We start from the raw sequence: 7,185 nt of genomic DNA, 5'->3' as shown, positions 1-7,185 counted from the left end.
TCTCCTGGAACTGTAACAAATTTTCCATCTTCCATATCTTTTGATAAAGCAATTCCATCTACTCCTACTAATTTTACTGCTTTTATATTTGATGGGAAATCTACTTTTACATAGAATGTTCCAGCAATTACTCCTTCTTTTGTTGATACTGCATCTTTTAATGGATCTGGTTTTTCTGGATCTGTTGGTTTTTCTAATCCAACTCTTGCATCATTTAAAGCTTTTGTCACTTCATCTACTCTTGATTGAGTTGTTCTTGGAATATCATTGATTGCTCTTGCATCAGTTAATGCAGCTTCAAATTTTGTCCAAGTTTCTACTGTATATTCAGCTTTGTGTGGTACTAATACTTCTGCAGCATTGATAGCTTTTACTAATTCTGTTTTATCAGCTGGTCTATTACTACTGCTGCTGCTTCCACCGCCACCACCTGATGATGATGATGTACTTGCTTTTTCTACTTCTACTTTGAAAGTTACTTCTGCATCTTTTAAACCATCTTTAGTAGCTGTTACAGTGATCTTTGCAGATCCTTCTTTTAAACCTTTTAATTCGATTTTGTCATCTTTTAATGTTGCTTTTACAACTTTATCATCACTGTTTTTGATCTCAATTTTTGCATCTTTTGGATCTACTTTTACAGTAACGTCTTCAGTTTTATCTACTTTTACTTTTTGATCGTCAATATCTTTGATTGTTACTTTTTCTTCTTTTGGCTCTTCTTTCTTACCTTCTGCTACACTGTTTAATACTACAACTGCTTCTGCTCTTGTAATATTTTTTGTAGGCATAAATGATCCATCTTCGTAGCCTCTCATGAATTTAGCTTCTACTACAGCTCCGATGAATCCTTTACTCCAGTCTGGAATCATAGCTGCATCTGTAAATTTGTTTGCAGCAGCTGTGTTAGCTTCTAGTGCTCTTAATTTTGCAACAACTGTAGCTGCTTCTTGTCTAGTAATAGGAGCATTTGGTCTTATAGTACCATCTTCATATCCTCCCATATATCCTGCAGCTTTTGCTTTTGCCATTTCTCCATAGAACCAATCATTTGCTGATACGTCTTTGAAAGAAATTGTAGTTGTTTCGTTAAAGTTAAATGATTTGTTTACTAAAACAGAAAACTCTGCTCTTGTAATAGGATTGTTTGGTTTAAATGAACCATCCTCATATCCTTTTACATAACCTTTGTCTATCCACTTATTAATTTGCTCACTCGCCCAATGTCCTGAAATATCAGATGCACTTTGTGCTTGAGCTACTTGAGCTGGCATTCCTAAAGCAAAAATCATTACTGATAAAACTAGCCATGCTACAAGTTTCTTTGATGTTTGTGTCTTGCTTATCATTTTTTTATGTACCCCCTTCTTTTTTATAAAATCCTTGCCACTATGTGAAGAATTTAGGATTTTTTCTATTCTTCACCAGAAAAACATTTAAATTATGGCATCATTAGAAATACATATATATGTTACCATAATTTACTCGGTTTTGAAATAGTTTTTTCATTTTGTCTTTATTTTGTAATATTTGAAATATAAAATTATAAAATTAAAGAATCAAAGAAGAATCACGGTACCTGTCTCTTTGATTCTCTCTGATTCTCCTTTGATTCCTAATTAAAGCTGTCAATAGATTGTAATAGTTCATGTATAGTTGCTGCGGCTTGGCTTCTTGTGGCACTTTGTTTATATTTTAATTTTTGTGGCATTTTATCTGATATGCCTATTTTTTTTGCTTTTCCTATTGCAACTTTTGCCCACGAACTAGCTTCTTGTATATTGTTCATCTCTTCACTTGTTATTTGAATTGTTCCTTTATTTGATTCATAAGCATTCATGACTAATTGAATCAATTGCTCTCCTGTTATTTCACCGTTTGGATTAAATTGCTTATGACCTATTCCACTGATGAGATTGTTTTTATGGGCTAAGTATATATATTTTCCATTCCAACTATTTGGATCTACATCTTCAAAGACTTTAGTATTTTCATTATCAAATGTATCTAGTCCTAATGCTTTTACCAATATCGTTGCCATTTGAGCTCGAGTTAAAGGCTCTTCTGGTCTAAATGTCTGATCTTCAAATCCTGATAGAACTCCTTTTGATGATAAATTTTGTACTTGGAATTTTGACCAATGTTGATTTAGATCAACAAAATTTAGATTCTTTTGTAATACGACATAATTTTGTTGAGGAGTTAATTCAAAATGAATTTTATTATTTACTATTTTAGATGGGACAAAATGTAGTTGATGATCTGATCCTTTCACAAATACATTGATATTATTTTTATCATCTACATTTAGAGGATATCCTATCTCTATATGATCTATTTTATCCATACTGTCTTTATTAAATATCGTAATTCCCGTAGATAAAGGATTTGACAAAGATTGATCTTTAACATCTTTGATCAATAACAAAGGATCATATTTGTATAAAACAAAATCTAAATCTTTTTTTGTATTTTTAAATTGATTCATAACATCCTTTGGCAGATTGATTTCCATATTATCTACTTCCATAGAAATATGGTTTTGTTCTCCCTTAAGTTGTTTGTTTGTGATCCAAAATGGAATCCAATGATTAGAATAAACTTTTTTTGTTGCATCTAATTCAAATTTTTTTATTTTACTTTCATCAATATTTTTTTTAGCATCTGTAGAAATATCATCCTTCGTATCTCTGTCTTCTATAGGCTGATATTGCTTCTTTTTATTTGATGGTACTTCTTTGGCTAGTAAAATATATTCTTTGTTAGGCATTGCTTCGAAGCATACCTTTTTATTTCTCATTTTTGAAGGCACATAATAAAGACTATCATCAGATCCTTTGACAAATACATTTGTAATATTGTCAAGGTCTTGATTTAAAATAGGATGGGTTATTTGTATATTATCTATTTTTTCACTACTTTTTATTTTTATAGCTCTTGATTGAAGAGAAGGAAAAGAGCTATCTTTTATGCCTTTTAATAAAGGCATAGGATCATATTGATATAATTTGAAATTTAAATCTTCTTTCATATTTTTAAATGAATGTAGGGTATCTTTTGATAGTGTGATTATAATACCATCTTCCTTAGATTGTATATATTTTTTTGTATGGTCTACATCTTTATTTTTGATTTTAAAAACTATCACTTTGTCTTTAAACATATTTTTATCCAAAATAACAGGTTTTTCAATTTTACTATTATTTTTATCCTTGTCTTTTTGGGAAGTATTTGAATTGTTGTTTGATGTATTATTGTTTTTATTGGATGTGTTTGTATTATTAGATGTGTTTGTATTGTCTGATGTATTGGTACTAGAAGGATCGTTTGTATATTTACCTACTAAAAAATCTTTATTTTGTATGAAATCTCCTCTTACATGTATATGGATCTCTTGGCTAGGTGTTTTAGGTAATGCCTTGATTTTAAAATTACTCCAACTTATAGCCACCTTATTTTTATTATAACGAGATTTTGAAAAATCAATATCTAAGTCCAACCCTTCATTTGTTTTTGTAATTTTATAATGAGTATCTTCTAATCCATGTATTTTTACATCTCCATTATAGATCCACTCAAAACCATGATCTAGCTTTAATTGAATCTTTCCTTTGTTTTGAGGAAAGCCCCCATATATACAAGATATAAAATATAAAGAAGGAATATGGCTAATTTCATCATTTTTAAAATTTGCTTTTCCACTACATTCTATATCTATCCAAGGATCTTGTGCATAAGCATAAACAACTAAATTATGACCTAATTCTTTTATAGATAGTGTAAGATCGCCTTTTGATATAGGTTGTGAAAAACAAGGGATTTTTATTTCTCCCCCTTGTTCCATTCCATATACCGAACAAGAAACTGTAGTGTCATTGATTTTTTTTATAGTTAATCCTTTTGTTAACCTACTCATTTCTTTTTCAAAAGTACTATTTTTAAAATCTTTATCTTTAAGCCATTTTGAATTATTTAATTTTAAAGTAAAATCTTTTTTATCTCCACTAAATTCATCATAAATAGTAACTATAGGTGTAATCTCTCCTTGTAAAACACTATCCGTTGATATGTATGGTACTTTATTCACACTTATACTATATGAAGCATATGATGATGTACTATGAAAGATGAACAATACACAAACAAAAAGTGTAAAACTTAAAAACTTTTTCATATCTATCCCCCCAATACCAACTTATTATAAAATCATCCATCTCTTATAAATACGATAGATGTTTTATACTTTCATATTATTCGCCTCCTTAACTCTAAAATATTGTATATATGGTTATTAATTCCATTAAGTATATCTTAACATTCATTCATACATTTAAGTTATTACATTTGAATTACATTTAGAAGAACCAAGAGGAAGAATCAGGGGGACAGGTACCGTGATTCTTTTGATTCTTGATTCTTCTAAAAAAAATCCTAAACCGTATTGGTTTAGGATTTTTGTAGTAATCTTAGTCTTATTTCTGCTCTTTTAAGTGATTTTTCTGCTCTTTTTTTGTCTATTTCTTCACTACTATTTTCAAGTCTTTCTTTTGCTTTTTTAAAAGACTCTTGTGCTCTTTTTTCATCTATTTCCTCTGGCCACTCAGCAGCATCTGTAAGGATTATAGTTTTGTCTTTTTTGACTTGAATAAGTCCTCCTGCACAAGTAGCTTCTTTGTATTGACCATTTTGTTTGATTCTTAAAACTCCAATTTGTAGAGGACTTACTGTAGGTATATGGTTTTTTAAAACTCCCATATCTCCTTGTGTAGTTCTGACTACAATTTGCTCTACAAGACCCTTAAAAAATTGTTTATCAGGTGTAACAATTTCTAGTTCAAAAGTTGAAGCCATTTGTATTCACCTGCCTAACTTTCTTTCTTTGCTTTTTCTACTGCTTCTTCTATTGTTCCTACATATAAAAATGCAGATTCTGGAACATCATCATGTTTTCCTTCCAAAATCTCTCTAAATCCTCTTATTGTTTCTTTTAAAGGTACATATTTACCTTCCATTCCTGTAAATTGCTCTGCCACACTAAATGGTTGAGATAAAAATCTTTGCATTTTTCTTGCACGAGACACCACTAGCTTATCCTCATCAGACAATTCATCCATTCCAAGGATTGCAATAATATCTTGAAGCTCTTTGTATCTTTGTAGTACTTCTTGAACTTGACGAGATATATCATAATGTTCTTGTCCTACAATAGCAGGATCCATAATTCTTGATGTAGAATCTAGTGGATCTACTGCTGGATAAATTCCAAGCTCTGATATAGAACGAGAAAGTACTGTAGTTGCGTCTAAGTGAGCAAATGTAGTTGCAGGAGCAGGGTCAGTTAAGTCATCTGCTGGTACATATACAGCTTGTACAGATGTAATAGAACCCTTCTTTGTAGATGTGATTCTCTCTTGTAGAGCACCCATCTCAGTTGCTAGTGTTGGTTGGTATCCAACAGCACTTGGCATACGTCCAAGAAGGGCTGATACTTCTGATCCTGCTTGAGTGAATCTAAATATATTGTCAATAAATAAAAGTACGTCTTGCCCTGCACGGTCCCTAAAATATTCAGCCATTGTAAGACCAGTTAGAGCTACTCTCATTCTCGCTCCAGGTGGCTCATTCATTTGTCCAAATACCATAGCAGTTTTGTCTATTACTCCTGAGTCTATCATTTCATGATAAAGGTCATTTCCTTCTCTAGTTCTTTCTCCTACTCCTGCAAATACAGAAAGTCCTCCATGTTCTTTCGCAATATTGTTGATAAGCTCCATAATAAGTACAGTTTTTCCAACTCCTGCACCTCCAAACAATCCTACTTTACCACCCTTTGCATAAGGTGCTATTAAGTCTATTACTTTGATTCCCGTTTCAAATATTTCAGAAGAAGTTTCTTGCTCTTCAAATTTTGGTGCTGCTCTATGAATAGGAAGCTTCTCTTTAGATTGTGATGGCCCTTTTAGGTCAATCGTCTCTCCTAGTACATTAAATAGTCTTCCTAATGTTTCTTTTCCTACTGGAACAGAAATAGGGGCCCCTGTATCTATAGCCTCCGTTCCACGAATGAGTCCATCAGTAGATGACATGGCTATACATCTTACTGTATCATCTCCTACATGTTGTGCAACTTCTGCTACTATTTTTTTACCTTCCACATGAATTTCAATAGCATTGAGTAGATTTGGAAGGTTTCCTGGCTCAAATTTTATATCTAAAACAGGACCGATGATTTGAACAATCTTTCCCACATGACTTGCCATGTTCGCTCACATCCTTTCTTTTGGTAGAGTTATTTAAGTGCTTCTGCTCCACCTACAATTTCTGCAATTTCTTGAGTAATTGCCGCCTGACGTGCTCTATTATAATGTAGTGTCAGTTTTTCTATCATTTCCTCTGCATTATCTGTAGCACTTTCCATAGCTACTCTTCTTGCAGCTTGTTCACTTGCTGCAGCTTCTACTAATGCACCATAGAGAGTACTTTGTATGTACTGAGGCACTAAATACTCTAAAAATCCTTCAAGAGATGGCTCATACTCTATATGTTGTGATTTTTTATTTATAGATTCTTCTTTGGATACACTCAAAGGAAGTAGTTTTACCTTTTGTGGTATCTGAGATACAGTGCTTACAAATTTTGTATACACCAAGTACACTTCATCTACCATTTCTTTGTCATATAATTTTGTTGCCAACGCTCCAATTTTTTGTGCATCTGCATAAGTTGGGCTCTCAGAGATATGTACAAACTCTCCATCTATACTATATTGTCTATTTCTAAAATAGTCCCTTGCCTTTTGACCTATGGCAATAATAGATGTCGCCTCTTGATCTTTCACATTTTCTAGTGTTTTTTTGATTGCATTTACATTGTATCCTCCACAAAGCCCTCGATCTGAAGTAATAACAATGTAACAGCTTTTTTTTATCTCTCTTTGATTGACATAAGGATGATTTACCTTGTTGCCACTTGAGAATATATCTTGTACAGTTTTTTGTATCGTTTCAAAGTAGGGTCTTGAAGTATCGGCTTTTTCTCTGGCACGTCTTAGTTTTGCAGACGATACTAGCTCCATGGCTTTTGTGATTTGTTTTGTGTTGTTGACGCTTTTGATTCTTCTTTTGATATCTCGCATACCCATTCCTGCCATGTGTTCACCTCCATACAATGGGGTCTATCAATTAC

Annotated in this window: 5 protein-coding genes; all 5 read right to left on the bottom strand. The window is 32.3% G+C overall.

From position 1 onward, the window contains the following. A partial coding sequence (locus tag EK368_RS10315; RefSeq protein WP_165000417.1) for an S-layer homology domain-containing protein occupies nucleotides 1-1,349 on the bottom strand: 1,349 nt, incomplete at its 3' end. Between the two features lie 266 nt (nucleotides 1,350-1,615). After that, nucleotides 1,616-4,174, bottom strand: coding sequence for an S-layer homology domain-containing protein (locus EK368_RS10310; RefSeq protein WP_129599362.1), 2,559 nt, complete (start codon nucleotides 4,172-4,174; stop codon nucleotides 1,616-1,618). A 272-nt stretch (nucleotides 4,175-4,446) separates the two neighbouring features. Then, nucleotides 4,447-4,851 (bottom strand): ATP synthase F1 subunit epsilon, encoded by a 405-nt coding sequence (gene atpC, locus EK368_RS10305; protein WP_129599359.1) that lies wholly within the window; start codon nucleotides 4,849-4,851, stop codon nucleotides 4,447-4,449. 14 nt (nucleotides 4,852-4,865) lie between these two features. Continuing rightward, complete coding sequence (gene atpD, locus EK368_RS10300) at nucleotides 4,866-6,260, bottom strand: F0F1 ATP synthase subunit beta (RefSeq protein WP_129599356.1); 1,395 nt, start codon at nucleotides 6,258-6,260, stop codon at nucleotides 4,866-4,868. Nucleotides 6,261-6,289: 29 nt separating this feature from the next. Continuing rightward, a complete protein-coding gene (atpG, locus tag EK368_RS10295) occupies nucleotides 6,290-7,150 on the bottom strand; it encodes an ATP synthase F1 subunit gamma (protein ID WP_129599353.1) in 861 nt (286 codons plus the stop codon). Between the last annotated feature and the right edge of the window lie 35 nt (nucleotides 7,151-7,185).

Source organism: Anaerophilus nitritigenes, assembly GCF_004138215.1.
Classification (GTDB): domain Bacteria; phylum Bacillota; class Clostridia; order Peptostreptococcales; family Thermotaleaceae; genus Anaerophilus; species Anaerophilus nitritogenes.
Note: the sequence above shows the minus strand (reverse complement) of the source record. Positions and strands in the feature narration are given on the sequence as shown.